Source organism: Marinobacter sp., from assembly GCF_033722735.1.
In the GTDB taxonomy this organism is placed as follows: domain Bacteria; phylum Pseudomonadota; class Gammaproteobacteria; order Pseudomonadales; family Oleiphilaceae; genus Marinobacter.
In genome coordinates, this window is sequence record NZ_JAWVYN010000002.1 from 53,701 (window position 1) to 78,715 (window position 25,015).

General features: G+C 60.9%; 25 protein-coding genes and 2 tRNA genes. 22 read left to right on the forward strand and 5 right to left on the reverse strand.

Annotated elements, in window-relative coordinates; genetic code table 11:
* Position 1: 1 nt before the first annotated feature.
* Positions 2 to 505: an Lrp/AsnC family transcriptional regulator gene (locus R3175_RS02095; protein WP_318942040.1), complete on the reverse strand. Its 504-nt coding sequence runs from the start codon at positions 503 to 505 to the stop codon at positions 2 to 4.
* A 145-nt stretch (positions 506 to 650) separates the two neighbouring features.
* On the opposite strand from R3175_RS02095, the gene leuA reads away from it, so the two are divergent.
* Positions 651 to 2,345 carry a 2-isopropylmalate synthase gene (gene leuA, locus R3175_RS02100; protein WP_318942042.1) on the forward strand — a complete coding sequence of 565 codons (1,695 nt, stop codon included), beginning with the start codon at positions 651 to 653 and terminating at the stop codon, positions 2,343 to 2,345.
* 117 nt (positions 2,346 to 2,462) lie between these two features.
* Here leuA and R3175_RS02105 read toward each other — a convergent pair whose 3' ends face one another.
* The 3 genes from R3175_RS02105 to xseA form a co-directional block, all read right to left on the reverse strand.
* On the reverse strand, positions 2,463 to 2,672 hold the full coding sequence (locus tag R3175_RS02105; RefSeq protein WP_318942044.1) for a cold-shock protein: 210 nt from the start codon (positions 2,670 to 2,672) through the stop codon (positions 2,463 to 2,465).
* Positions 2,673 to 2,983: 311 nt separating this feature from the next.
* Complete coding sequence (locus tag R3175_RS02110; RefSeq protein ID WP_318942046.1) at positions 2,984 to 4,855, reverse strand: propionyl-CoA synthetase; 1,872 nt, start codon at positions 4,853 to 4,855, stop codon at positions 2,984 to 2,986.
* Positions 4,856 to 5,079: 224 nt separating this feature from the next.
* Entirely contained in the window at positions 5,080 to 6,426 is a 1,347-nt protein-coding gene (xseA, locus tag R3175_RS02115) for an exodeoxyribonuclease VII large subunit (protein ID WP_318942048.1), read from the reverse strand.
* A gap of 234 nt (positions 6,427 to 6,660) precedes the next feature.
* Here xseA and guaB point away from each other — a divergent pair, with 234 nt between their 5' ends.
* The 6 genes from guaB (at position 6,661) to R3175_RS02145 (ending at position 13,087) form a co-directional block, all read left to right on the forward strand.
* Positions 6,661 to 8,124, forward strand: coding sequence for an IMP dehydrogenase (gene guaB, locus R3175_RS02120; RefSeq protein ID WP_318942049.1), 1,464 nt, complete (start codon positions 6,661 to 6,663; stop codon positions 8,122 to 8,124).
* Positions 8,125 to 8,188: 64 nt separating this feature from the next.
* Complete coding sequence (guaA, locus tag R3175_RS02125) at positions 8,189 to 9,766, forward strand: glutamine-hydrolyzing GMP synthase (protein WP_318942050.1); 1,578 nt, start codon at positions 8,189 to 8,191, stop codon at positions 9,764 to 9,766.
* 19 nt (positions 9,767 to 9,785) lie between these two features.
* Complete coding sequence (gene tadA, locus R3175_RS02130; RefSeq protein WP_318942051.1) at positions 9,786 to 10,298, forward strand: tRNA adenosine(34) deaminase TadA; 513 nt, start codon at positions 9,786 to 9,788, stop codon at positions 10,296 to 10,298.
* The gene (gene galE, locus R3175_RS02135) at positions 10,295 to 11,284 is read left to right on the forward strand and encodes a UDP-glucose 4-epimerase GalE (RefSeq protein ID WP_318942053.1); all 990 of its coding nucleotides are present in this window, start codon (positions 10,295 to 10,297) and stop codon (positions 11,282 to 11,284) included. Before tadA ends, galE begins: the two co-directional genes overlap by 4 nt.
* A 33-nt stretch (positions 11,285 to 11,317) precedes the next feature.
* A complete protein-coding gene (locus tag R3175_RS02140; protein WP_318942054.1) occupies positions 11,318 to 12,661 on the forward strand; it encodes a UDP-glucose/GDP-mannose dehydrogenase family protein in 1,344 nt (447 codons plus the stop codon).
* A 3-nt stretch (positions 12,662 to 12,664) separates the two neighbouring features.
* Positions 12,665 to 13,087 (forward strand): HIT family protein, encoded by a 423-nt coding sequence (locus tag R3175_RS02145; RefSeq protein ID WP_318942056.1) that lies wholly within the window; start codon positions 12,665 to 12,667, stop codon positions 13,085 to 13,087.
* A 30-nt stretch (positions 13,088 to 13,117) separates the two neighbouring features.
* Here R3175_RS02145 and fabR read toward each other — a convergent pair whose 3' ends face one another.
* A complete protein-coding gene (fabR, locus tag R3175_RS02150; protein ID WP_318942057.1) occupies positions 13,118 to 13,747 on the reverse strand; it encodes an HTH-type transcriptional repressor FabR in 630 nt (209 codons plus the stop codon).
* Between the two features lie 275 nt (positions 13,748 to 14,022).
* On the opposite strand from fabR, the gene R3175_RS02155 reads away from it, so the two are divergent.
* The 15 genes from R3175_RS02155 (at position 14,023) to R3175_RS02225 (ending at position 24,973) form a co-directional block, all read left to right on the forward strand.
* Complete coding sequence (locus tag R3175_RS02155; RefSeq protein WP_318942058.1) at positions 14,023 to 14,265, forward strand: zinc ribbon domain-containing protein; 243 nt, start codon at positions 14,023 to 14,025, stop codon at positions 14,263 to 14,265.
* A gap of 40 nt (positions 14,266 to 14,305) precedes the next feature.
* Complete coding sequence (gene aspS / locus R3175_RS02160; RefSeq protein ID WP_318942060.1) at positions 14,306 to 16,060, forward strand: aspartate--tRNA ligase; 1,755 nt, start codon at positions 14,306 to 14,308, stop codon at positions 16,058 to 16,060.
* Between the two features lie 83 nt (positions 16,061 to 16,143).
* Positions 16,144 to 16,893 (forward strand): YebC/PmpR family DNA-binding transcriptional regulator, encoded by a 750-nt coding sequence (locus R3175_RS02165; RefSeq protein ID WP_318942061.1) that lies wholly within the window; start codon positions 16,144 to 16,146, stop codon positions 16,891 to 16,893.
* A 21-nt stretch (positions 16,894 to 16,914) separates the two neighbouring features.
* Positions 16,915 to 17,460 carry a crossover junction endodeoxyribonuclease RuvC gene (gene ruvC / locus R3175_RS02170; protein WP_318942062.1) on the forward strand — a complete coding sequence of 182 codons (546 nt, stop codon included), beginning with the start codon at positions 16,915 to 16,917 and terminating at the stop codon, positions 17,458 to 17,460.
* A gap of 36 nt (positions 17,461 to 17,496) precedes the next feature.
* Positions 17,497 to 18,120, forward strand: a complete 624-nt coding sequence (gene ruvA, locus R3175_RS02175; RefSeq protein ID WP_318942064.1) for a Holliday junction branch migration protein RuvA — start codon at positions 17,497 to 17,499, stop codon at positions 18,118 to 18,120.
* A 139-nt stretch (positions 18,121 to 18,259) separates the two neighbouring features.
* Positions 18,260 to 19,288, forward strand: a complete 1,029-nt coding sequence (ruvB, locus tag R3175_RS02180; protein WP_318942065.1) for a Holliday junction branch migration DNA helicase RuvB — start codon at positions 18,260 to 18,262, stop codon at positions 19,286 to 19,288.
* Positions 19,281 to 19,730, forward strand: coding sequence for a YbgC/FadM family acyl-CoA thioesterase (locus tag R3175_RS02185; RefSeq protein ID WP_318942067.1), 450 nt, complete (start codon positions 19,281 to 19,283; stop codon positions 19,728 to 19,730). Before ruvB ends, R3175_RS02185 begins: the two co-directional genes overlap by 8 nt.
* 14 nt (positions 19,731 to 19,744) lie before the next feature.
* Positions 19,745 to 20,437 (forward strand): protein TolQ, encoded by a 693-nt coding sequence (gene tolQ, locus R3175_RS02190; RefSeq protein ID WP_318942068.1) that lies wholly within the window; start codon positions 19,745 to 19,747, stop codon positions 20,435 to 20,437.
* Positions 20,438 to 20,461: 24 nt separating this feature from the next.
* The gene (tolR, locus tag R3175_RS02195; RefSeq protein ID WP_318942069.1) at positions 20,462 to 20,908 is read left to right on the forward strand and encodes a protein TolR; all 447 of its coding nucleotides are present in this window, start codon (positions 20,462 to 20,464) and stop codon (positions 20,906 to 20,908) included.
* Between the two features lie 12 nt (positions 20,909 to 20,920).
* Positions 20,921 to 21,910 carry a cell envelope integrity protein TolA gene (tolA, locus tag R3175_RS02200; protein ID WP_318942070.1) on the forward strand — a complete coding sequence of 330 codons (990 nt, stop codon included), beginning with the start codon at positions 20,921 to 20,923 and terminating at the stop codon, positions 21,908 to 21,910.
* 71 nt (positions 21,911 to 21,981) lie between these two features.
* On the forward strand, positions 21,982 to 23,259 hold the full coding sequence (gene tolB, locus R3175_RS02205) for a Tol-Pal system beta propeller repeat protein TolB (protein WP_318942473.1): 1,278 nt from the start codon (positions 21,982 to 21,984) through the stop codon (positions 23,257 to 23,259).
* 46 nt (positions 23,260 to 23,305) lie between these two features.
* Positions 23,306 to 23,884, forward strand: coding sequence for a peptidoglycan-associated lipoprotein Pal (pal, locus tag R3175_RS02210; protein ID WP_318942072.1), 579 nt, complete (start codon positions 23,306 to 23,308; stop codon positions 23,882 to 23,884).
* Between the two features lie 35 nt (positions 23,885 to 23,919).
* Positions 23,920 to 24,672, forward strand: a complete 753-nt coding sequence (gene ybgF, locus R3175_RS02215; protein ID WP_318942074.1) for a tol-pal system protein YbgF — start codon at positions 23,920 to 23,922, stop codon at positions 24,670 to 24,672.
* 67 nt (positions 24,673 to 24,739) lie between these two features.
* Positions 24,740 to 24,815: transfer RNA gene (locus R3175_RS02220), tRNA-Lys, on the forward strand.
* 82 nt (positions 24,816 to 24,897) lie between these two features.
* Positions 24,898 to 24,973: transfer RNA gene (locus tag R3175_RS02225), tRNA-Lys, on the forward strand.
* The last annotated feature ends 42 nt before the right edge of the window (positions 24,974 to 25,015 follow it).

Here is a 25,015-nt window from a genome sequence, read left to right on the forward strand (position 1 = left end):
CTCAACGCCCGTCCTGGGCCAGGTAGCCCAGGGGCAGGGCGGTGCTGTCGATCACCCGCCGCAGAACAAAGCTGGAATGCACGCCGCTCACCCCCTGGATGCGGGTGATGCGATTCAGCAGAAAGTGATGATAGTGGTCCATATCGGGCACGACCACCTTCAGCATGTAATCCGCATCCTGGCCGGTGATCAGGTAGCATTCCTGTACCTCCGGGTATTCCGCGACCTGCTCTTCAAACGCCGCAAAACGCTCCGGTGTGTGTCGGTCCATGCCGATCAGGATGATCGCCGTTAGCGAGAGCCCCAGTTTCTTGTGGTCCAGCACCGCCACCCGTTTGATGAGGATCCCCGCTTCTTCCAGTGCCCGCACCCGGCGCAGGCAGGGGGACGGGGACAGTCCTACCTTGTCGGCCAGTTCCTGGTTGGTCAGCGAATCGTCCTTCTGGATCTGTTCCAGGATTTTTCGATCGGTGCGGTCAATCTCGATGAGTTTCTCAGGTTTCATGTCCGATAATTCCAAATACCAATGATTGAGAGCAATAATATTGCGATTAATCTCGGGTTTCCAAACAATTTCGCAAGCAAATTTCGAAAAAACTCGCGTAGTCTGTTTCTGAATCCGAATCGTCATCCCAGAAGGAATTTGTCCGATGTCTTTTGATCACCAGAAATACGTTGCGTTTCAGCCGGTCAGAAAAGCCGATCGTCGTTGGCCGGATCAGGTCATTGAGCGTGCACCGACCTGGTGTGCGGTGGACCTGCGAGATGGCAATCAGGCGCTGGTCAAACCGATGACGGTGCAACAGAAACAGCGACTGTTCGATTTGCTGGTGAAGCTTGGCTTCAAGGAGATCGAAATCGGCTTTCCGGCGGCCAGCCAGCCCGATTTCGACTTTTGTCGGGCGTTGATTGAAGAAAACCGGATTCCCGATGATGTGACCATTCAGGTGCTCACCCAGGCTCGCGAGGAGCTGATCGCGCGAACCTTTGAGGCCCTGGAGGGCGCTCCCCGGGCCATTGTTCACGTATACAACTCCACCTCCACGGTGCAGCGGGAGCAGGTTTTCGGCATGGACCGGGCTGGCATCCGGGAGATTGCGATCCAGGGTGCCAACTGGGTCAAGCGGCACGCCGAGTCACGGCCGGACACGGACTGGACCTTCCAGTATTCGCCGGAAAGCTTTACCGGTACCGAGCTGGACTTCGCCGTCGAGGTCATTGACGCGGTGACTGCGGTCTGGCGTCCGGATCAGGCTCAGCGGGTTATCATCAACCTGCCGGCTACCGTGGAGATGGCCACCCCCAATGTGTTTGCCGATCAGATCGAGTGGGTGTGTGATCACATTCAATACCGGCCCCATGTGGAGATCAGCGTTCACACCCATAACGACCGGGGTTGCGCCGTGGCGGCAGCGGAACTGGCGGTCATGGCAGGGGCTGACCGGGTAGAGGGCACCCTGATGGGCAATGGCGAGCGGACCGGGAACATGGACCTGGTGACCATGGCCATGAACCTGTACTCCCAGGGGGTTGATCCCGCTCTTGACCTGTCCGGCATGGCCGAGATCACCGAAGTGGTGGAGGCCTGTACCGAGATTTCCACCCATCCTCGCCACCCCTATGCCGGGGAATTGGTATTCACGGCGTTTTCCGGCAGCCACCAGGACGCCATCAAGAAGTGCCTGGCCCGTCGCAAGGAGGGAGAGACCTGGCACGTTGCCTACCTGCCCATCGATCCCAGTGACGTCGGCCGCCGTTACGAAGAGGTGGTGCGCATCAACAGTCAGTCGGGCAAGGGCGGGGTGGCCTACGTGCTCGAGCGGGACTATGACATTACCCTGCCGCGGTGGTTGCAGATTGAATTCAGTAAACTGGTTCAGCGCGAGGCCGAGGAGAATGGGGGGGAGATTGATTCCATTTCCATCCACCGGCTGTTCAAGAAGCACTACCTGGGCGTCATGCCTGGCTGGGAGCTGGAATCCTACGACCTCCACCGAGACAGTGAGGGCGTGGTGGCGCAGGTGCGTGTTGGTGGCGAAGGGGGGGAGAGCCTTTTGCTGGAGGGGCGAGCGCAGGGCGCCGTCGAGGCGGTCGCCTCTGCCCTGGAGCAGCGATTCGGGATTCGCCTGGCGGTTGAGGCGTACGATGAGTTTGCTCTGGGCGAGGGAACCACCGCCAATGCGCTGGCCTGTATCCGGGTGGTGGTGGACGGTCAACCGGGTAGTGCCGCCGCCCTGGCGGAGGACACCACCTCGGCGACCATCCAGGCGCTGTTGTCTGGAGTCTCGCGACTGGTCAAGGCTGGCGCAGGTTCCGGTGAGTCTGTCCCTGCGGCGATGGTCTGACGGCCACCACCAGCCCCAATCCGGACGAGCCGAGCCTCTTCCATGAAAAAAGCCGGCAAATGCCGGCTTTTTTACCATTGCCCGTGAGGGGCATGGGGCGGAAGTCCGCACATAACCTTACACCGGGGTTACGTTTTCCGCCTGAGGGCCCTTCGGCCCCTGAGTAACGGTGAACTGCACCTGCTGTCCTTCGGCCAGGGTGCGAAAACCGCTTGCGTTAATAGCGCTGTAATGAACGAAAACGTCACTACCGCCTTCCTGAGCAATGAAACCAAAACCCTTGGCTTCGTTAAACCACTTCACGTGGCCAGTTTTTGTGTCAGACATCGATCTTTCCTGTATATCCGAAATGTATGCCCTCACGGGACCGTCCTATATTCCTTGCGGAATATGCGATGCTGAGAAATCCAGAGAGTACCGAGGAAGGAGCAACGAATCGCTTGCCAGCAGGACGTTGTAACGCTTTCACACAGACCGCTGTATTTTCACAGCAAATTCAGTATAGACCGAGATCGGAGGGCGTCAACGCCTTTTTTTTAACCAATTCGGTCATTTTTACAGATAAAAAACAACATCTTGTCATCGGGCTGTCACCGGCCGGCCCGCTTTTGCGATTTTTTCGAGGACCTGACGAGGGGTCAGCGAAACTGCCCCTCGATTTCCTCCAGGATGGTTGGATCGTCGATGGTGCTCGGTACGGTATAAGACTGGCCATCGGCAATCTGGCGGATGACCCGGCGCAGGATCTTGCCGGAGCGGGTCTTGGGAAGCCGCTCCACGACCATGGCCTGCCTGAAACAGGCGATGGCACCAATGCGTTCCCGCACCATCTCCACCAGTTCGTCCTCCAGTTCGTCGTGGGCGATGGTGGCACCGTCCTTGATCAGCACCAGGCCAATGGGAACCTGGCCCTTGAGATCGTCGTGGGCGCCCACCACGCAACATTCCGCCACCGCCGGGTGGGACGCGATGATCTCTTCCATCTCGCCGGTGGACAGCCGGTGGCCAGCCACATTAATCACATCGTCGGTTCGGCCCATGATGAAGACATAGCCCTCCTCATCCACGAAACCACCGTCCCCGGAGCTGTAATAACCCGGCAACGGAGCCAGGTAGGTCTTGCGAAAACGCTCGTCATCCCCCCACACCGTGGTCAGGCACCCGGGAGGCAGGGGCAGTCTGACGGCAATCTGCCCCTGCTCACCGGCAGGCAGGACGTGGCCTGCGGAATCGACCACCTGAACGTTGAAGCCCGGGGAGGGAAAGGTGGCCGAGCCCGGTTTGGGGTTGACCATTTCCAGGCCCACCGGGTTGCAGCAGATGGCCCAGCCGGTTTCGGTTTGCCACCAGTGGTCCAGGATGGGCAGATGGGTGTGTTCACTGAGCCATTCATAGGTGGGCGGGTCCAGTCGCTCGCCCGCCAGGAAAATCCGTTTCAGTGCGCTGATGTTGTATTTGCTGAGTTGGTCCGCCTCCGGATCCTCCTTGCGCACCGCACGGAATGCGGTGGGGGCGGTGAACAGCAAGTTGACCCGATGGTCCTGACAGACCCGCCAGAAGGCCCCGGCGTCCGGGGTGCGCACCGGCTTACCTTCGTAGAGTACGGTGGTACAGCCGGAAATCAGCGGCGCGTAGACGATGTAGCTGTGGCCAACCACCCAGCCCACGTCCGAGGCGGCCCAGAAAACGTCGCCGGGCTTGGCGTCGTAGACCAGCGACATGCTGTAGCGCATGGCAACCGCGTGACCACCGTTGTCGCGAACAACACCCTTGGGTTTGCCGGTGGTGCCCGAGGTGTAAAGGATATAGAGCGGGTCTGTCGCCTGCACTGGGGTGGGGTCGGCGGGGGCGGCGCCGGCGATCAGATCCTGCCAGTCCAGATCCCGGCCCTCGATCAGCTTGGCCTGCGCCTGGGGGCGCTGGTAAACGATGCAGCGCCCGGGTTTGTGTCTGGCTTCGGCAATAGCGCTGTCGACCAGTGGCTTGTACTCGATGATCCGGTCGATTTCGAGGCCGCAGGAGGCGGTGACAATGGCTTTGGGCTGGGCATCGTCGATCCTTACGGCCAGCTCGTGGGGGGCAAAGCCCCCAAAGACCACGGAGTGGATGGCTCCGAGACGGGCGCAGGCGAGCATCGCGATCACCGCCTGCGGGATCATCGGCATGTAGATGATGACCCGGTCGCCTTTGCCGATGCCCTGGCTGTCGAGGGCGCCGGCGAACAGCGCAACGTCCCGCGTGAGCTGATCGAAGGTAAAGGTCTGTTGGCTGTGGGTGACTGGAGAATCGTAGATCAGGGCGGCCTGGCTGCCTCGCCCGGCGCGGATGTTGGCGTCGAGGGCCAGGTCGGAGGTGTTCAGGACGCCATCGGGGAACCAGCGTCCATGGCCGTTGTCCGTCGCCTGCCAGATTGTCCGGGGAAACTGCAGCCAGTCAATCTGTTGGGCTTGCTCGCGCCAGAAATCCTCTGGCTGTTCCATCGAGCGTTTGAACTCAGTGTGGTAGATCATAAGCTCACCTAGTTCCCCATAACCGTTGTGATTGTTGTTTTGAGGGAGTCCCTGAAGAACCCCCTAACAGACTGTAGGCGCTCTGATGGTTTGCACCACTAGACCATCGGCTAAGAATCAGCCGGCAGCCTTTGCGTGCGATGAAGGCCGGAGACGAGCCGGTCATCGTTCGGGGTTCCTCGGGACGTAAGGGCCTGGGGGAAGAGGGTTGGGCTGGTGGGGGCTCAGTCGAAGCTGCTGTCGACGGTCGCCTTAATGGTGCCGCGGGCAAGTCGCGCCGTGATGTTGTCACCGGCGCTCAGTTCGCCGGCCTGTCGGACGATGTTCTGCCGGTCGTCCTGCACGATGGCGTAGCCGCGGCCCAGCGTGGCCAGGGGGCTGACCACATGCAGTGTCTGACCCAGGTGGGCCAGTTGGTCCTGACGCCGCTGAAGCTGTTTGACCATGCTGTGTTGGAGTCGCTCCTGCAGTTGTTGGATCAGGGTCTGGTACTGGCTCAGCTGACGGGTCGGGGACTGCAGAAGGAGTCGATTGGCCAGGTGGTCGAGGCGCGTCACCTCGGTCTTGGAGCGTTGGGCGATGGCGGCTTTTAGGCGGAGTTCCAGGTCGTCCAGACGCTGACCTTTGTCCTGCAGCTCCCGGCGCGGGTCCCGCAGACGGGCGGTCAGGTGCTCAAGCGAGGTTTTCTGGCGTCGGGTCTGGCGGAGTACCGCTTGGTGAAGTCGTAGGCGGAGCTCGTCGAGGCGCCGGAGCCACTCCTGCTGGTCTGGCGAAATTTTCTCGGCAGCCGCGGAGGGCGTAGGTGCACGCAGGTCGGCCACAAAATCGGCAATGGTGATGTCCACTTCATGGCCGACCGCACTGACGGTAGGAATTCGGCACTGGGCAATGGCCCGCGCCACCTTTTCCTCGTTGAAGCACCAGAGGTCTTCCAGGGAGCCGCCGCCGCGACCGATAATCAGTACATCGGCCTGGTTGTGGTGTTGGGCCGCTGCTATGGCCCGCACGATGTCGTCGGTCGCCGCCTGGCCCTGGACGGCCGTCGGGTAGAGGGTGACGGGCACCGCTGGGCAGCGTCGGGCCAACACCGTCAGGATGTCGTGAATGGCGGCGCCGGTGGGGGAAGTCACCACGCCGATATGGCGGGGCGGAAACGGAATCGGCCGTTTGTTGGCGGCATCGAACAGGCCTTCCGCACCCAGTTTCTGCTTGAGGGCCTCGAACGCCTGCTGCAGGGCGCCTAACCCTGCCGGCTCAATGTGTTCGACGATGATTTGGTAGTCGCCCCGGTTTTCATAGAGGCTGACCTTGCCGCGAATGCGTACCTGGTCGCCTTCCTTCGGTAAGGGGCGTATCCGCTGGTTATAGCCTCGGAACATGGCGCAGCGAACCTGGCACTTGCGGTCCTTGAGGGTGAAATACCAGTGCCCGGAGGAAGGGCGGGAGAAGCTGGACAGTTCACCCTCGACCCAGGCCTGCATGAAACTGGTTTCCAGCAGGTGGCGAACCTGGTGGTTGAGTTCGCTGACGGTCAACGCCCGGGGGCGGCTCGGCGTAATGAAATTATCCATGTAATCCTGAGACTTGTGTGGCCTTTTATACGTGAAACCCGAAAAAGCGCGGGGGTAAAAATAACGGAATTTCAAAAAGATGCAATGAAGAGTTCAGATCGGTGCAGTTTACTGTCCGTGCGCACGGTTTTATAATAGATCGATTAAGGATTTTGCTTTCGAGTGAATGCCGGTCTGTGCGATGCTGAATCGGCGGCAAATCCTCAACTTAGCACGTTCAAAAGGCGGGTCCCAATGCTGCGTATTGCCGAAGAAGCCCTCACATTTGATGATGTCCTGCTCGTCCCTGGACACTCCGAAGTTCTGCCCAAAGACGTCAGTCTGCAAACTCAGCTGACCAAAGACATCACCCTGAATATCCCGCTGGTCTCCGCTGCCATGGATACCGTCACTGAGGCCGATCTGGCCATCGCCATGGCTCAGGAAGGCGGTATCGGTATCATGCACAAGAACATGACCGTTGAGCAACAGGCAGCTGCAGTCCGCAAGGTGAAGAAGTTTGAAAGCGGGGTGGTCAAGGACCCCATCACCGTGACCCCGGACACCACGGTGCGTGAACTGGTGGACATCACCATGGCCAATAACATTTCCGGCCTGCCGGTGGTCGATGGCAAGGATCTGGTTGGCATCGTGACCGGTCGTGACATCCGCTTTGAAAGCCGTCTGGATACCCCGGTGTCCGAAATCATGACGCCCAAGGAAAAGCTGGTGACCGTTCAGGAAGGCGCCGACCTGGACGTGGTCAAGGAGCTGCTGCACAAGAACCGTATCGAGAAGGTGCTGGTGGTTAATGAGAATTACGAGCTTCGTGGTCTGATCACGGTCAAGGATATCCAGAAGGCCAAGGATTATCCCCTGGCCTGCAAGGATGAGCAAGGGCGGCTGCGAGTGGGTGCTGCGGTCGGTACCGGCGGCGACACCGAAGCCCGCGTGACGGCCCTGGTGGAAGCGGGTGTGGATGTGATCGTGGTGGATACCGCCCACGGCCATTCCAGCGGGGTGATTGACCGGGTTCGCTGGGTAAAGCAATCCTACCCGCAGGTGCAGGTGGTCGGTGGTAACATCGCCACCGCCGAGGCGGCCCTGGCTCTGGCCGACGCCGGTGCCGACGCGGTCAAGGTGGGCATCGGCCCGGGCTCAATCTGTACCACCCGTATCGTCGCGGGCATTGGCGTGCCTCAGATCACCGCCGTGTCCAACGTCGCCGCCGCCCTGAAAGATCGCGGCATTCCGCTGATCGCCGATGGCGGTGTCCGCTTCTCCGGTGACATCTCCAAGGCCATCGCAGCGGGCGCCTATTGCGTCATGGTGGGCAGCCTGCTGGCCGGGACCGATGAGGCACCGGGTGAGGTGGAGCTGTACCAGGGGCGTAGCTACAAGGCCTACCGTGGCATGGGGTCGCTGGGCGCCATGGGGCAGGGCTCCAGTGACCGTTACTTCCAGGATGCCAGTGAGGGAGTCGAGAAGCTGGTGCCGGAAGGGATCGAAGGTCGTGTTGCCTGCAAGGGCCCGATGCGGAACATTGTCCATCAACTGATGGGCGGACTGCGGGCATCCATGGGTTACACCGGCAGCGCCACCATGGAAGACATGCGCACCAAGCCCCAGTTTGTGCGGATCACCAACGCGGGCATGCGCGAAAGCCATGTGCACGACGTCACCATTACCAAGGAAGCCCCCAACTACCGCATCGGTTAATCCCCGCTGTTTCTGACCCGGGCTGGTCCAGGCCCGGGTCCCTTACTTCTGATTTGAGGCACTCATGGTTCAGAACATTCACGACCACCGCATCCTGATTCTTGATTTTGGCTCCCAGTATACCCAGCTGATCGCCCGCCGTGTCCGGGAAATCGGCGTGTACTGCGAGATTCGCGCGTTCGATATCACCCGTGACGAGATCAATGAATTCAGACCCAAGGGCATCATTCTGGCCGGTGGACCTGAATCGGTGACCCAGCTGGGCGGCCCCCGTGCTCCGGAAGGCCTGTTTGAAACCGGTATCCCCGTGCTGGGGATCTGCTATGGCATGCAGACCATGGCGGAGCAACTGGGCGGCAAGGTGGCCAGTTCCGACAAGCGGGAATTTGGCTATGCCCAGGTCAAGGTTCGGGCGGACGGGCCTTTGTTGGCCGATATCAAGGATCACCTGACCGCCAACGGCGAGTCCCTGCTGGATGTTTGGATGAGCCATGGCGACAAAGTGGTCACCCTGCCCGAGGGATTCGAGCTGTTGGCCTCCACCGAAAGCGCGCCGATTGCGGCCATGCAGGATGTCAGTCGTAACCTTTACGGCGTCCAGTTCCACCCGGAAGTGACCCACACCCTCCAGGGCAAGCGGATTCTGGAGCATTTTGCCCTGAACATTTGTGGCTGTGAGGCGCTGTGGACTCCGGCGAAGATCGTCGATGATGCCGTCAGGCAGATTCAGGAGCAGGTGGGCGACCAGAAGGTGCTGCTGGGGCTGTCCGGCGGCGTGGATTCCTCGGTAACCGCGGCGCTGCTGCACAGGGCCATTGGGGGCCAGCTCACCTGTGTGTTTGTCGACAACGGGCTGTTGCGGCTGAATGAGGGCGAACAGGTCATGGACATGTTCGCCCGTAACATGGGCGTGAAGGTCATCCGGGCCGATGCCGAAGAGCTGTTCCTCTCCCGGTTGTCCGGGGTTGAGGACCCGGAGCAGAAGCGCAAGATCATCGGCAACACCTTTATCGAGGTGTTCGATGACGAGGCGGCCCGTATCACCGACGTCAACTGGCTGGCCCAGGGCACCATCTATCCGGACGTGATCGAGTCCGCCGCCTCCAAGACCGGTAAGGCGCATGTCATCAAGTCCCACCACAATGTGGGCGGGTTGCCGGAGACCATGAAGCTTAAGCTGGTGGAGCCGCTGCGGGAGCTGTTCAAGGACGAGGTTCGCAAGATCGGGCTCGAGCTGGGGCTGCCTTACGATATGGTTTACCGTCATCCTTTCCCGGGGCCGGGACTGGGCGTGCGGATCCTGGGTGAGGTCAAGAAGGAGTATGCGGACATCCTCCGTCGTGCCGACGCAATTTTCCTGGAGGAATTGCACCGGGCGGATCTGTACCACAAGACCAGTCAGGCGTTTGCTGTGTTCCTGCCGGTCAAGTCGGTGGGGGTGGTGGGCGATGCCCGTCGCTACGAGTACGTCATTGCCCTGCGGGCAGTGGAAACCGTGGATTTCATGACCGCGCGCTGGGCGCACCTGCCTTACGAGTTGCTGGAAACCGCGTCCAACCGCATCATCAATGAGATCTCAGGGGTGTCCCGGGTAACCTACGACATTTCCTCCAAGCCGCCTGCAACCATTGAGTGGGAATAAGCCGGACCGGATTCCTGATATGCCGCCCATAACGGATGACGAACGATGGATGGGGCGGGCGCTTCAGCTGGCCGAGGCGGCCGCCGGCCGTGGCGAAGTGCCGGTGGGCGCGGTCCTCGTTCGTGACGGGCGGGAGATTGGGGCAGGCTCCAATTCCCCCATTGGAGGCTGCGACCCCACCGCCCATGCCGAGATCTGTGCACTCCGGGACGCCGCCAGGCGAACCGGCAATTACCGGTTGTCTGGCGCCACGCTTTACGTCACATTGGAGCCTTGCACCATGTGTGTTGGCGCCATTGTCCACAGCCGGGTGTCGCGAGTGGTGTTTGGCGCCCGGGAGCCCAAGGCCGGCGCCATCGTCTCAACCCGCCGCACTCTGGACGAGCCGTCTCTGAACTGGCGTGTTGAGGCGGAAGGTGGGGTATTGGCCGCTGACTGCAGTGCATTGATCAGTGGTTTCTTTGCGCGGCGTCGTGCGACGATTCGTCGTCAACGCCGGCAACAATCAGGGAAGGAGCAAAACGTATTATGAAAGTACTGGTAACCGGTGGGGCGGGATATATTGGTAGCCACGTGGTCCGGCAGCTGGGTGCGGCGGGTCACGAGGTGGTGGTGTTCGACAACCTCTCCACCGGGTATCGTTGGGCCGTCACCCACGGCGAGCTGGTGGTGGGGGATCTGGCCGATGAACAGGCCATCGAGGCGGTCTTCCAGGGCCATGGGTTTGAGGCCGTGCTGCACTTTGCGGCCAATATCGTGGTGCCGGAATCCGTTGCCAATCCGCTGAAATACTACAGTAACAATACCCGTAATACCCTCAACCTGTTGAAAGCCATCGAGCGTCACAGGGTGCCCAACCTGGTGTTCTCATCCACGGCCGCCGTTTATGGCATGCCGGCTCAGACCATGCTGACCGAGGAAATGCCGCTGGTGCCCATCAATCCCTACGGCGCCTCCAAGATGATGAGCGAGCGGATGATCATGGACCTGGCCGCAGCGTCGTCACTCAACTACGTCATCCTGCGCTATTTCAATGTGGCTGGGGCGAATCCGGACGGCCTGCTGGGGCAGGCCACGCCAGAGGCTACCCACCTGATCAAGGTGGCCTGCGAGTGCGTTACCGGTGCCCGCGACGGGATGAGCGTGTTCGGAACCGACTACGACACCCGCGATGGCACCTGCATCCGTGACTACATTCACGTCGAGGATCTGGCCAAGGCCCATGTGATGGCGCTGGATCATATGGCCCGCGGTGGCGGTTCGGACGTGTTCAACTGCGGTTATGGTCGCGGTTTCACGGTGCGGGAAGTGATCGATGTGGTGCGTGAGCAGTCAGGGGTGGCGTTTCCGGTGACCGAGACCGGACGTCGGGCCGGCGATCCCGCGGCGCTGATGGCGGACAACCAGCGTATAACAGAGAAACTGGGTTGGACTCCGGATTACGACAGCCTGGACGTCATCGTCCGCACCGCGCTGAACTGGGAGCGCATATGGCAGCAAAAGCGGGCTGGTGAGTAAATTGCGGTTCTTGATGAAACAGGGAAATTCAGAATGAAAATCACGATCTTCGGCACAGGTTATGTGGGCTTGGTAACGGGTGCCTGTCTGGCGGATGTGGGCCACGATGTGCTGTGCATGGACGTCGATCAGAATAAGATTGATCAGCTCAACAATGGCCAGATCCCCATCTATGAGCCGGGCCTGGAGTCGATCGTCACGCACAATGCCGGTGCGGGGCGCCTGGCTTTCACCACCGATGCCGCGCAGGCGGTCGAACACGGTGTCCTGCAGTTCATTGCCGTGGGCACCCCACCGGACGAAGACGGCTCCGCCGACCTGCAGTACGTGACGGCGGTTGCCCGCACCATCGGCCAGCACATGAACGACTACAAGGTGATTGTCGACAAGTCGACGGTGCCGGTCGGTACCGCAGACAAGGTTCGGGACGCGGCCCGGGCGGAACTCGACCGGCGGGACCTGGAGCTGGAGTTCGACGTGGTCTCCAACCCGGAGTTCCTCAAGGAGGGGGCTGCTGTTAACGATTTCATGAAGCCTGACCGCATCGTGGTGGGTACCGACAGCCAGCGGGCTCAGGAGCTGTTGCGCGAGGTGTACTACCCCTTCAATCGCAACCATGACCGGATGATTTTCATGGACGTGCGATCTGCGGAACTGACCAAGTACGCCGCCAATGCCATGCTGGCCACCAAGATCAGCTTCATGAACGAGATCGCCAACCTGGCGGAACGGCTGGGGGCCGATATTGAGGCGGTGCGTCGAGGTATCGGGTCGGATCCCCGTATCGGTTACCACTTCATCTATCCCGGATGTGGTTACGGTGGCTCCTGTTTTCCGAAGGACGTTCAGGCTCTTGCCCGTACCGCCCGCGGTTGTGATTACGAGGCCCGCCTGCTGAATGCGGTGGAAGAGGTGAACCGGGCGCAGAAGCATGTGCTGTTCGACAAGGTCAGCCATTACTTTCAGGGCCGGCTGCAAGGCAAGGTTGTGGCCCTGTGGGGGTTGGCGTTCAAGCCCAACACCGATGACATGCGCGAGGCGTCTTCTCGCACCCTGATGGAATCCCTGTGGAAGGGCGGCGCAACGGTGCAGGCGTTCGATCCCGAAGCGATGAAGGAGACCCAGCGGATCTATGGCGACCAGGAAGGCCTGACCCTCTGCGGCACCAAGGAACAGGCGCTGAAAGGGGCGGATGTGCTGGTCATCTGTACCGAATGGAAGGAATTCCGGTCACCCGATTTTGCCGGCATCGCCGAGGCCCTGCGTGAGCCGGTGATCTTCGATGGCCGGAACCTGTATGAGAACGAGATGCTCGACCGCTATGGCCTAATGTATTACGCCATCGGACGCGGCCGCAACCAGTTTCATTCGGGCTGAGCCATGTCCGGTTACCAGCTCCATCCGCGGTTGAGTGCCGATACCCGCTCCCTGGGAACCAGCAGGCTGTGCGATATCCGTTTAATGAACGATGTCGCCTGGCCGTGGGTGCTGCTGGTGCCCCGGCGATCGGGTGTTCGGGAGATCTATGAGCTCAGCGTGGACGACCAGGCGCAACTGTGGCGTGAGTCCGCCGTGCTGGGTGAGGGGATGATGCGGGTATTTGGTGGAGACAAGCTCAATGTCGCTGCCCTGGGAAACATGGTCCCCCAGCTGCACCTGCACCATATCGTTCGCCAGGTGGGCGATCCGGCATGGCCTGGCCCGGTTTGGGGCAGACAGCCGCCGACGCCCTATGAGCCCGCCGAGCTCGAGCATTGTCTGCAGGTGCTCGAGCCGGTTCTGGCTGCGGTGCGGCGCGTCTAGCGGCGTCCTGGCCTAACGGCAGGTTCGGCATTAAGTTTGTTCTCTAAGTCCATGTCTGGCGAGGGTTTGAGAGCCCAGGAGGATCATGCGTAGTTCGATCTTCAGCTTTTCCTTAAGGGCCTCTCGCTCTTTGGGCGTGGCATCCAGGGCCTCGGCACCCTGATTGAACACCAGGGTGACCATGGCCTCGGCCACCAGGCGCGCATCGGCGATGGGGCGACCTTGCTCCTCCGCGATGCGTCGCAAGTCGTCGGCCAGTTCGGTGACGAAGTGGTCGATTTCCGCCTTGATCGCTGTCCGAAAGGACTTCGAGACACCGGTGCGTTCTCGTAGCATCAGCCGGAACAGGTTGGCGTTGTTGCCCAGGTACTCCATGAAGGTCTCCACGGAAGTGCTGATGGCGCTGCCGTTGCGGGCGATGCGCTTGCGGGCCTGGCGCATCAACTGGCGCAGGGCGACACCGCCTTCGTCCACCAGTGCCAGGCCGAGTTCGTCAAGCTCCGAAAAATGGCGATAGAACGAGGTGGGGGCAATGCCTGCTTCCCGGGCCACTTCCCGCAAGCTGAGGCTGCCAAAGCCACGTTCTGCACTCAGCTGCGCCAGCGCGGCATCCATCAGCGCTCGACGGGTCTTCAGTTTCTGTTCGGCTCGGGACGACACTGGGTTGCTCCGGTCAGGGTCAGGTAGGCCCGCTATTCTAGCGGCCGTTGATCCCGTCGTCATCTTTGCCCCGGAGTGGACACGGAAGCCTGATTTTCCCCGGCATTGTGTTTATAATGTTCCGCTTTTCACGTAGGGTCCGCCAGAACCATCTGGTTAGCATGCAAAGCCTCCAGGCTCGCTGTTTCAGGGCGGTACCCGGCGATATGAGCAGGGCGGGTCCTCGCAGCACTGCGAGGGGTGCCGGTGTTGGTTATGTTGTGGGGTATTTGACGATGCCAATTTACGAATACGTATGTGACGCCTGTGGATTTGAGAAGGACGTTATTCAAAAGATGAGCGCTGAGCCGCTCAAGGATTGCCCAAGCTGTCAGGCGTCAGCGTTCCGCAAGCGGATATCCGCGGCCGGATTCCGCCTGGCCGGTAGTGGCTGGTACGAAACCGATTTCAAGACCGGTAGCAAGAAGAACCTGGTGGACAAGGGGCAATCCCCGAAGACCGAGTCAGCGGCGGGCTGAACCAACAAATTTCGCACACACAGAAAGAACGGGAATGGGTATGCGCAGTCATTATTGCGGTGGAATCAACGAGTCTCACATTGATCAGGATGTAACCCTGTGTGGTTGGGTCCATCGTCGTCGAGATCACGGGGGCGTTATTTTTCTTGATCTGAGAGACCGGGATGGTATTTCCCAGGTGGTGTTTGATCCGGATACGCCCGACAGCTTTGCGCTGGCGGAGAAGGTGCGCAGTGAGTTCGTCATTCAGGTTACCGGCCGGGTGCGCCGTCGTCCGGCGGGGACCGAGAACGACGACATGCCCACCGGTCAGGTCGAACTGCTTGGCCGCGAGCTCACCATCCTGAATGCTGCCGCGACACCGCCGTTCCCGCTGGATGAGCACGTGGATGTGGGGGAAGATGTCCGGCTGCGTTACCGCTACATCGACCTGCGTCGTCCCGAGATGCTCCAGCGTCTGCGATTCCGTTCCAAGGTGACCAGCTACATCCGCAACTTCCTCGACCGTAACGAGTTCATGGACGTGGAGACGCCGATCCTGACCCGCGCCACACCGGAAGGGGCGCGGGACTACCTGGTGCCGAGCCGGACTCACGGCGGGTCGTTCTTCGCCCTGCCGCAGTCGCCGCAACTGTTCAAGCAGCTGCTGATGGTGTCCGGGTTTGACCGCTACTACCAGATTGCCAAGTGCTTCCGAGACGAGGATCTGCGGGCCGACCGTCAGCCGGAATTCACCCAGATCGACATCGAAGCGTCGTTCATCAATGAAGACGACCTGATGGAGCTGATGGAATCGATGATCCGCAATCTGTTCAAGGACGTGTTGCAGGTCGAACTGCCGGAATTCCCCCGCATGCCCTACGAAGAGGCCATGCGCCGCTTCGGCAGTGACAAGCCGGACCTGCGGATTCCGCTGGAGCTGGTGGATGTGGCGGATCTGGTGGCCGACGTGGACTTCAAGGTCTTTGCCGGTCCGGCCAAGGATGCCAAGGGTCGTGTTGCCGCACTGCGCGTGCCCAAGGGGGGCGAGCTGACCCGTAAGCAGATCGACGAGTACACCAAGTACGTCGGCATATACGGTGCCAAGGGCCTGGCCTACATCAAGGTGAACGACCTCAGCAAAGGGGCCGAGGGCCTGCAGTCGCCCATCGTGAAGTTCCTCGGGGACGAGGTGGCGATGGCGGTGATCGAGCGGGTTGGTGCCCAGGATGGCGACATCGTCTTCTTCGGTGCCGACAAGCGTACCGTGGTGGATGAGGCCCTGGGGGCGCTGCGAATCAAGGTTGGTCACGACATGAACATGCTGACCGCCGAGTGGGCGCCGCTGTGGGTGGTGGATTGGCCCATGTTTGAGGAGACCCCGGAGGGTGGCCTGACCGCGCTGCATCATCCGTTCACTGCGCCGTCCTGCTCAGCCGAGGAGTTGGCCGAGTCGCCCACCTCCGCCCTGTCCCGCGCCTACGACATGGTGCTCAATGGCACCGAGCTGGGTGGAGGCTCCATCCGTATCCACGACGAGGCCATGCAGGAAACGGTGTTCCGGGTTCTCGGCATTGACGAAGAGGAAGCCCGCAACAAGTTCGGCTTCCTGCTCGATGCCCTGCAGTATGGTTGTCCGCCCCACGGCGGCCTGGCATTCGGCCTGGATCGTCTGATCATGCTGATGACCGGCGCCACGTCCATCCGCGATGTCATTGCCTTCCCGAAAACCCAGAGTGCCACTTGTCTGCTGACCCAGGCGCCGGGTACCGTGGACAGCAAGCAGCTCAAGGAGCTGAAGATCCGACTGGCCTGATTGGCTGGTCGGGGCGGTCGGCCCATCATCGCGTGAGGAGGCGAGCACAGCCTGAGTGTTGCAGTAGCTAGACGGAGTGATGCATGGCAGGACATAGCAAGTGGTCCAACATCAAACACCGTAAGGCAGCCCAGGATGCCAAGCGGGGCAAGATCTTTACCAAGATCATCCGTGAACTGACGGTGGCCGCTCGCCAGGGCGGGGGAAATCCAGAGGACAACCCCCGTCTGCGAGCCGTGATCGACAAGGCCCTCACTGCCAACATGAAAAAGGACACCATCGAGCGCGCCATCGAGCGGGGCGCCGGCGGTGGGGATGACGGCAATTACGAAGAGCTGACCTACGAGGGATACGGCCCCGGGGGTGTCGCGATATTGGTGGAAGCGATGACCGACAACCGCAACCGGACGGTGGCGGAGGTTCGTCACGCCTTCAACAAGTTTGGCGGCAACCTGGGCACCGATGGCTCCGTCGCCTACCTGTTCAGCAAGCAGGGGCTGTTTACCTTCGGCCCGGGCGTGGATGAAGAGAAGCTCATGGAAGCCGCGTTGGAAGCGGGCGCCGAGGATGTCGGCGAGCAGGAAGACGGCTCGTTTGAGTTGGTAACGGCTCCCGAACAGTTTTTGGACGTCAAGCAGGCGCTGGTGGCTGCGGGGCTGACCCCCGACAGTGGCGAGGTCACCATGGTGCCGTCAACGACAGTAGAGCTTGACCGGGACGGTGGCGAGACCATCCTGAAGCTGATCGATATGCTGGAAGACCTGGACGATGTCCAGAATGTGTACTCTAACGCGGATTTTCCCGCCGAGGTCATGGATGAGCTGGCCGGTTAACCCTTGGTCGCAGGAGGCCGGGTGGCAATCGTTCTAGGCGTGGACCCTGGCTCTCGGATTACCGGCTATGGCATTGTCCGTACCGAGGGGCGGCAGCTGGAATACCTCGATAGCGGGTGCATCCGTCTGGGTGAAAAGCCCCTGGCGGAGCGGTTGCAAGTGATATTTCACAGTCTGGCGACCCTGATCGGGGAGTACCGACCCGATGAGTTCGCCATCGAGCAGGTCTTCATGGCCCGCAACCCGGATTCCGCCCTGAAGCTGGGCCAGGCCCGGGGGGCTGCCATCGTCAGCGCCGCCAACAGTGGTTTGCCGGTCTTCGAGTATTCCGCCCGCCAGGTGAAGCAGGCCGTGGTGGGTAAGGGCGGTGCCGACAAGGCCCAGGTGCAGCACATGGTGCAGGCATTGCTGGGGTTGTCGCGCAAGCCCCAGGCGGATGCGGCCGATGCCCTGGCGATCGCGTTGTGCCACGCCCACATGAACCAAAGTATGGTGCGGGTTGGTACCGGGGCAGTAATGACAGGGGCAGGTGCCCGCGGCAAAGTGCGAGGCGGGCGTATCCGCTGACAACAATAATCGGCCAGGAGCCAGAGGAGACATCCCTTGATCGGTCGAATCCGAGGCGTGCTCATAGACAAGTCACCGGCCCAGGTCCTGGTAGAGTGTTCCGGACTGGGCTACGAGGTGGATATTCCCTTTACCACTTTCTTTCACCTGCCCGAGCCGGGCGAAGAAGTCACCCTCCATACCCATTTTTCCGTGCGGGAAGATGCCCAGAGTCTGTTTGGCTTTGCCGCCCGAATCGATCGGGACCTGTTCCGCCTGCTGATCAAGGTGAATGGGGTGGGTCCAAAACTGGCGTTGGCGATCCTGTCGGGGCTGGATGCGGATCAGTTTATTCGTTGCGTGGAGGCCAAGGACGCCAACTCGCTGGTGAAGCTGCCCGGTGTGGGCAAGAAGACCGCGGAACGCCTGTTGATTGAAATGGCGGATCGGATCGGGCAGTTGGAGGGGCAGTTTGCCGTCGCCGAGGCTCGACCGGCTTCGCCGGGCGGCGGCTCGGTCGCCGAGCCGCGAGCGGAAGACGAGGCGGAATCGGCACTGGTCGCCCTGGGTTACAAGCCCCAGGAGGCGGCCAAGGTGGTCAGTCAGGTTGCCAGTGACGGCATGACTCGGGAGGAGCTGATTCGCCAGGCCCTCAAGAGCATGATTCCTGCCAGTGCCTGAGGCTGCCTAAGCCCTTGTCTGTAGGCAGGGTTCCTGACATGCGCGTAACGTGACAGCCATAAGCGCGTTAGTACAATAGGGGCGATTTACGGGTCTGGCAGGTTGGGACCTGAGCGCCCGATAAACAACAGGCAGGTACATGATTGAATCCGATCGTCTGATCTCCGCACAGGGCGGACCGCACGAGGAAGTGCATGATCGAGCCATACGGCCGACACTGCTCTCCGAATACGTCGGCCAGCCCACGGTCCGTGAGCAAATGGAAATCTTCATTTCCGCGGCCCGCAGCCGACGTGAGGCGCTCGACCATGTGCTGATCTTTGGCCCTCCCGGCCTGGGCAAGACCACCCTGGCCAACATTATTGCCAACGAGATGGGGGTTGCCATCAAGACCACCTCCGGGCCGGTGCTGGAGAAAGCGGGCGATCTGGCAGCGATGCTGACCAATCTGGAAGAGGGCGATGTGCTGTTCATCGATGAAATCCATCGCCTCAACGCCGCGGTGGAGGAAGTGCTCTATCCGGCGATGGAGGATTACCAGCTCGATATCATGATCGGCGAGGGGCCCGCCGCCCGCTCGATCAAGCTGGATCTGCCGCCCTTCACCCTGGTCGGCGCCACGACGCGCGCCGGCCTGCTGACCTCGCCGCTGAGGGATCGCTTTGGCATCGTCCAGCGTCTGGAGTTTTACAACACCCGGGACCTGACTCACATCATCAGCCGTTCCGCCGCGCTCTCTGGGGTCCGGATCGACGAGGCCGGCGCCTTTGAAATTGCCCGGCGTTCCCGGGGCACCCCCAGGATCGCCAACCGTTTGTTGCGGCGGGTCCGGGATTTTGCGGAGGTTCGCCACGATGGCCATATCAGTGCCGGGGTTTCCGACGATGCGCTGAACCTGTTGAAGGTGGATAGCGAAGGTTTTGACCACATGGACCGTCGCCTGCTGCTGGCGTTGATCGAGAAGTTTGACGGCGGTCCGGTGGGGGTGGAAAGCCTGGCTGCGGCCATCAGCGAGGAGCGGGGAACCATCGAGGATGTCATCGAACCGTTCCTGATTCAGCAGGGCTTTATGGTACGGACGCCCCGCGGACGGATGGCGACGTCCAAGGCTTACCTGCACTTTGGCGTTACGCCGTCCGGTAGCCAACAGGAGGATCTCCTTGACTGACAGATTGCCGCCAGAACCGGCTTTCGAACTGCCGCTGAGGGTGTACATCGAAGACACCGATGCGGGCGGAATCGTCTTTCACGCCAAATACCTGCACTACATGGAGCGCGCCCGCACCGAATGGGTGCGAAGCAACGGCGTCGAACTGCGCGCCGGGCTCCAGGAGAATGTCAGTTACGTGGTGCAACGATTGTCCATCCACTACAGTCTGCCGGCACGATTGGATGATCAGATTGTGGTCACTGCCGAGCCGGTGGGGCATGGTCGGGTCTGGATGGACTTCCGTCAGCGGGTATTGAAGCACCCGGAACGCACCCTGTTGGCCGAGGCCACCGTCCGGGTTGCCTGTGTTTCGCTGGATTCCGGTAAGCCCCGTCGACTGCCGGACAACCTGGCGGAGCTTTTGCAGAACCCTTTCAACTTTCATCACCCATCTGAGTAAACCAGGAGTACAACGTGGAGACAGAAGTTTCTGTATGGTCACTCATCGCCAATGCAGGCCCCTTGGTTCAATTGGTCATGCTGTTGCTGATGCTGGCTTCTGTGGTTTCCTGGGCGGTGATCTACCAGCGCCTGCAGGTGTTCAAGAAAGCCAAGGCGGCGCAACTGGCCTTCGAGGAGCGGTTCTGGTCGGGGATGGACCTGGGGCAGCTGTACCGTGACGTCAATGCCAATCCGACCCCGTTTTCCGGAATGGAAGCGGTATTTCGCGCTGGCTTCAAGGAGTTTTCCAGGCTGCGCCAGCAGAGTCGGGACGCCGACGCGGTGATGGAAGGCTCACAGCGGGCCATGCGGGTTGCCTTTTCCCGCGAACAGGAACGGCTCGAGCTGCACCTGCCGTTCCTGGCGACGGTGGGTTCCACCAGTCCCTACGTGGGGCTGTTCGGTACGGTGTGGGGCATCATGAATTCGTTCCGGGGGTTGGCGCAGGTTCAGCAGGCCACCTTGGCAACGGTGGCTCCAGGCATCTCGGAAGCGCTGATTGCCACCGCGATGGGGCTGTTCGCCGCCATCCCCGCGGTGATCGCCTATAACCGGTTTTCGTCCAAATCCGACGCACTGCTGAAGAATTATGAAACCTTCGCCGAGGAATTCTCCAGCATCCTCCATCGGCGGGTACACAGCAGTGAAAGCGCGGCCAAGGCCTGATCGAAACAGCGGGGGAGAGTGATCATGAAAGGCATGGGAATGATGCCCGTCACGCGACGGAAGCCGATGTCAGAGATCAATGTGGTGCCCTATATCGACGTCATGTTGGTGCTGCTGGTTATCTTCATGGTAACCGCCCCCATGCTGACTCAGGGGGTCAAGGTGGAGCTGCCGGATGCCGTGGCGGATCCGATTCAGGCGCAGAAGGACGTCGAGTCCATCATTGTGTCGGTGGACAGTACCGGAGCGTATTACCTGGAGATCGGTGACAAGGGCAGCGACCCGATGTCACTGCCGGAGGTCCGGCGGCAGGTTGCGAAGATACTTTCGGAACGCAGAGACCGGCAGATCCTGGTGCGCGGTGACGAACACGTGGAGTATGGCCGGGTGGTTCGCTTGATGGCGGAACTGCAGGTCGCCGGAGCGACCAGCGTGGGGCTGATTACCGAGGCGCCGGCGGACAGTGGCTAAGGCGGGTGTTGCGTGAAGGGACATGAACGGGATTACACCAGCACCGGCCAGCCACCGTGGAAATCGCCGCTGGCGTTCTCGCTGCTGCTGCATGGGGCGTTGATCCTGGTTGCGCTGGTGGGCTGGCACTGGACCACGCCCAGCGAGGAGCTCCCGCCCCGCAGTATTGCCGCGACGCTGGTGGTGCAACAGCCCCAGGCCCCGCAGCCTGAAGCCGTGCCCCAGCCCGACCCGGAAGACGTCCGCAGGCGGCAGGAAGAGCAACGCCGCGAGGCCGAGCGCAAGGCGGCGGAAGCCGAGCGCCAGCGCGCGGAGGCGGAGCGGCAACGACGGGAGCAGGAGCGTCAGGCGGCAGCCGAGCGGGAGCGTCAACGCCAGGCCCAGGCCCGTGAGGCTGCCCGGCTAAAGGCTGAAGCCGAAGCCAGGGAGCTGGCCCGGCAGAAAGCCGAAGAGGAAGAGCGGCGGCAACAGGAGGAGGCGCGGGCCGCCGAAGCGGAGCGGCGCCGTCGTGAAGCGGAAGAGCGGGCGCGTAGGGAACGGGAAGAACAGGAACGGCAGGCGGCCGAAGAACGCCGTCGGGAGCAGGAGCGTCAACTCCGCGAACAGCAATTGAAGGCGCTGGCGGAGCAGGCGGACCGAGAGCGGGAACAAGCCCGGCGGCGCCAGGCGGAAGCCGCGGCGGCTGCCCGGGCCCATGAGCAGCAAATGCTCTCCGACCGGGACAAGTATCACCTGCTGATCAAACAGCGGTTGAATCAGGCCTGGTACCGGCCGCCATCGGCGACCGAGGGGATGGTGGCCCGCCTAAGAATTACCTTGCTGCCCAACGGGGAGTTAGCGTCCGTTCAGCTGATCCAGGGCAGTGGCAACACGGCATTCGACAATTCGGCCCTCAGCGCTGTCCGTAGCATCAGTCGTTACCCATTGCCGGATGACCGGGATACGTTTGAGCGTTACTTCCGACAATTTACCATCGAATTTACGCCGCAAGAGCTAAGGTAGGGAACATGCTGGCCAATACAGTCTGTCGCAATCGCAACAACCTCCGCAGAGCGGCTCACGCCGGCCATGGGATGGTCTGGTCCCTGCTGCTGGTGTTGCTAGCAGCGATGCCGGCGCAGGCGGAGCTGCTGATCCGCATCACCGAAGGCGTGGAGTCTGCGATCCCGGTTGCGGTGGTGCCGTTCAAGGAGTCCGGCTCTCTGCCAGCGGGGGACAAGGTGAGTGACATCGTGCGGACCGATCTCAACATCAGCGGCGAGTTCTCAACCCTCGCGCCGGAAAAGATGCTGAGTCTCCCGTCGCGGGGCGATGAGGTCTACTTTCGCGACTGGCGCTTGTTGGGGCAGCGTTATCTGCTGGTCGGGGAGATCCGCCAACTGGCGGACCGGGCCAGTGTCCGGTTCGAACTGTTCGACGTGACCAGTGAGAAGCGGATCCTGGGGGAAACCGCCGGCGCGCCCCTGAATAACCTGCGAAGCCTTGCTCACCACATCAGTGACAAGGTCTATGAGGCGATCACCGGTGTACCCGGTGTTTTCTCCACTCGTCTGGCCTATGTCACCCTTCAGTCGGCCAATGGCAAGCCCCTCTACAAGCTCCAGGTCAGCGATGTGGACGGTAAGCGGTCTCGGGTCCGGCTGGAGAGTGATGAGCCAATCCTGTCACCAGCCTGGTCACCCGATGGTCGGCGGCTGGCCTATGTATCCTTCGAGACCGGTAAGCCGGCGGTGTACATCCACGAGCTGGCCTCCGGCCAGCGGACCCGGATCGCCTCGTTTCCGGGCCTGAACTCGGCCCCGGCCTGGTCGCCGGACGGGCGCTCCCTGCTGTTGACCCTGTCCAAGGATGGCAATGCCGAAATCTATAAGATGGACATTGCCAGTCGCAGCCTCTCGCGGTTGACCGAACACTGGTCCATCGATACCGAAGCCAGCTGGGCGGCGGATGGAGAGGGACTGTTCTTCACCTCCGACCGCTCTGGTGGCCCGCAAATCTATTACAAGGAAAGCGAGCGGGCCGAACCCCGGCGGATTACCTTCGGTAGCCGTTATAACGCCCGGCCCAGGCCCAGTGCCGATGGTAAGTTTGTCTATTATGTGCATCAGCATAACGGGGCCTTTCAGATTGCCCGGACCAACCTGGAAACTGGACAGGAGACGGTACTCACGCGCACCCAGCTGGATGAGTCCCCCAGCGTGTCACCGAACGGGCGAATGCTGATCTATGCCACCAAGCAGGGTGGTCAAAGTGTCTTGACCGTAATCTCTTCCGAGAGCGGAGCGAGTTACACTCTGCCCGCGTCAGAAGGGGATGTGCGTGAACCTGCCTGGTCGCCGATCATTCGCTAAATACCATGTCCCCGAACGAAGTTAATGACAACAGAAGGAAATTGATATGAACATCTCCATGCATCACAAAGCATTCGCCCTGGTTTTGTCCCTGGGCCTGTTCGCCGGCTGTAGCTCTACCGGCGAAACGGTTCAGGATGAAGGTTACGGTACTGACGTTTCCACCGTAGACCAGACCGGTGGCAGCACCGTTTACGGTGGTGGAGAAGATGGTGGTGTGTCTTCCTCAGCGTTGACCGAGGCGGAACGTCAGCAGGCGCTTCTGGAGGCGGAGCAGGCGGCCGAAGCCGCGAAGCGCGACATTACCACCTTCTACTTCGATTTCGACACCTCCGAAATCAAGCCGGAAGCCCGCGAAGTGCTGATTGCCCACGCCCGTTACCTGGCCACCAACCCGGGTCAGAAGGTGCGCCTGGAAGGACACGCTGACGAACGGGGTACCAAGGAATACAACCTGGCCCTGGGTGAGCGCCGTGCCAATGCGGTGCAGCGTTTCCTGATCGTTAACGGCGCTTCCCGCGGCCAGCTGGAAACCGTGAGCTATGGCGAGGAAAAGCCGGCGGTTATGGGGTCTTCCGAGAGCTCCTGGGCACAGAACCGACGTGTTGAACTGATTTTCAAGTAATACAATACTGAAGATTATTTCAAGCAGGATGACCCATGAGACACTTACTCATGGCGACTGTCGCACTATCGCTTGCCGGTAGTGCGATGGCGCAATCGAGTTCAGCCGTATACCAGGACAATCGCTCGCAGGCACAGCGAGCGGCTGGCGGAAGTCAGGCCAATGCCGAGCTCTTCTACATGATTGAGCAACTGCAGGGGGAGGTTCGACAGCTTCGTGGGGAGCTGGAGGAGCAGCGAAATCAGCTGGAACGCCTCTCTCAGCAGTCCCGCAGTCGCTACATCGACCTGGACCAGCGGATTCTGAGTCTGTCGGAGTCCATCAACAGGCCCGCCGACACTTCGCCTGCGCCGGCCAGTGACGAACCGGAGGCAACACCCAGGCCGACCACCCGGGAATACCGCCAACCGACCGCCGAAGAGCGCCAGGCCTATCAGACGATTCAGAAACTGATACGGGAAGACAAGGATTACGACGCTGCCATCGGGGCGATTTACGATTTTATTGGCGAGTACCCGGAAGGGGACTTGACCGTAAACGCCTACTACTGGCTGGGAGAGGTTTATTTGGTCAAGCCACAGCTCGAGCAGGCCAAGCAGGCATTCACCATCGTGGCCAGCCGGTACCCGGATCATCGCAAGGCGCCGGATGCGGTGTACAAGCTAGGGGTTACCCTGGACAAGCTGGGAGAAGCCGAAGGGGCCCGGCAGCGGATGAACACCGTGGTGCGGGACTATCCGGAGTCTGATGCCGCCACACTGGCGCGACAGTTTCTGGGCTCTGAATAAATTCTGAAAATATTGCTGAAAAGGGGTTGAACGGCGCAAAAATATCAGTACTATATGCGCCTCGCTTGGGTCGTTAGCTCAGTTGGTAGAGCAGTTGGCTTTTAACCAATTGGTCGATGGTTCGAATCCATCACGACCCACCATCTTTCAGGGTGATGCGCTGTGAGCGGTTGCGTCATCCGGTGGGGTCACCAAGGCAGCCGGTGAGGTCCACAGACCGTTTACGGGTCGTTAGCTCAGTTGGTAGAGCAGTTGGCTTTTAACCAATTGGTCGATGGTTCGAATCCATCACGACCCACCAACAGGATCGGGCGCCGCAATCGGAGCCCGATCGGAAAAAAGA

Coding starts and splice junctions, on each gene's coding strand:
- tolB (WP_318942473.1), top strand. CDS start 21,982: ATGGTCTGGTCCCTGCTGCTGGTGTTGCTAGCAGCGATGCCGGCGCAG.
- aspS (WP_318942060.1), top strand. CDS start 14,306: ATGCGCAGTCATTATTGCGGTGGAATCAACGAGTCTCACATTGATCAG.
- R3175_RS02110 (WP_318942046.1), bottom strand. CDS start 4,855: ATGATCTACCACACTGAGTTCAAACGCTCGATGGAACAGCCAGAGGAT.
- pal (WP_318942072.1), top strand. CDS start 23,306: ATGAACATCTCCATGCATCACAAAGCATTCGCCCTGGTTTTGTCCCTG.
- guaB (WP_318942049.1), top strand. CDS start 6,661: ATGCTGCGTATTGCCGAAGAAGCCCTCACATTTGATGATGTCCTGCTC.
- ruvB (WP_318942065.1), top strand. CDS start 18,260: ATGATTGAATCCGATCGTCTGATCTCCGCACAGGGCGGACCGCACGAG.
- R3175_RS02165 (WP_318942061.1), top strand. CDS start 16,144: ATGGCAGGACATAGCAAGTGGTCCAACATCAAACACCGTAAGGCAGCC.
- galE (WP_318942053.1), top strand. CDS start 10,295: ATGAAAGTACTGGTAACCGGTGGGGCGGGATATATTGGTAGCCACGTG.
- R3175_RS02095 (WP_318942040.1), bottom strand. CDS start 505: ATGAAACCTGAGAAACTCATCGAGATTGACCGCACCGATCGAAAAATC.
- xseA (WP_318942048.1), bottom strand. CDS start 6,426: ATGGATAATTTCATTACGCCGAGCCGCCCCCGGGCGTTGACCGTCAGC.
- R3175_RS02105 (WP_318942044.1), bottom strand. CDS start 2,672: ATGTCTGACACAAAAACTGGCCACGTGAAGTGGTTTAACGAAGCCAAG.
- ybgF (WP_318942074.1), top strand. CDS start 23,920: ATGAGACACTTACTCATGGCGACTGTCGCACTATCGCTTGCCGGTAGT.
- leuA (WP_318942042.1), top strand. CDS start 651: ATGTCTTTTGATCACCAGAAATACGTTGCGTTTCAGCCGGTCAGAAAA.
- R3175_RS02140 (WP_318942054.1), top strand. CDS start 11,318: ATGAAAATCACGATCTTCGGCACAGGTTATGTGGGCTTGGTAACGGGT.
- tolR (WP_318942069.1), top strand. CDS start 20,462: ATGAAAGGCATGGGAATGATGCCCGTCACGCGACGGAAGCCGATGTCA.
- guaA (WP_318942050.1), top strand. CDS start 8,189: ATGGTTCAGAACATTCACGACCACCGCATCCTGATTCTTGATTTTGGC.
- tadA (WP_318942051.1), top strand. CDS start 9,786: ATGCCGCCCATAACGGATGACGAACGATGGATGGGGCGGGCGCTTCAG.
- R3175_RS02155 (WP_318942058.1), top strand. CDS start 14,023: ATGCCAATTTACGAATACGTATGTGACGCCTGTGGATTTGAGAAGGAC.
- R3175_RS02145 (WP_318942056.1), top strand. CDS start 12,665: ATGTCCGGTTACCAGCTCCATCCGCGGTTGAGTGCCGATACCCGCTCC.